The sequence below is a fragment of the Erwinia plantamica genome, from assembly GCF_043420595.1.
Lineage (GTDB): Bacteria > Pseudomonadota > Gammaproteobacteria > Enterobacterales > Enterobacteriaceae > Erwinia > Erwinia aeris.
The window spans coordinates 1-438 of the sequence record NZ_JBGCUC010000099.1 but is presented as its reverse complement, the minus strand read 5'-3'; the positions used below and the strand labels follow the sequence as shown (position 1 = coordinate 438).

At 61.6% G+C, this 438-nt stretch carries 1 protein-coding gene; it reads left to right on the top strand.

All coding sequences use genetic code 11. The features are described 5' to 3' along the window. Positions 1-229 (top strand): hypothetical protein (locus AB3U87_RS22265; RefSeq protein WP_394150603.1); only part of this gene is annotated, 229 nt, incomplete at its 5' end. Positions 230-438: the final 209 nt, after the last annotated feature.

Here is a 438-nt window from a genome sequence, read left to right as displayed (position 1 = left end):
AGGGCTGCGCTGTGGTGTGGCTCTGGCGATCGTTGGGGAAACCGAGGAAGCCATCGCCACCGTATTCACCCGGGATGGACTGGCTGATGCCCAGGACGCCGCGACGACAGCACGGGTTGTGTCTGCGGTCATGTTCATGACCATGGCAGCAAGTGACAACACCGGCATTGACATCGAGGCCCGGGTGCAGGAAATCAGGACCCAGATTCGGCTGTTGATACCACGCTGAAACGGGCCGGGTCCCCTGCCCGGGTGCGTTACACGTCGATTGCAGACGCATGAACCGGCTTACCGGGCTAAAGTCACAGACGGGGCGCCACGTCGCTTGTAGATTCTGTTCAGACGCGGTGGGGGAAGGATTCCACCTTGGCCGGGTCGCATTCTACGACGTCGCCCAACGCCTCATCGATCAGCTGCAGCGTTTCCTTCCCCAGGACG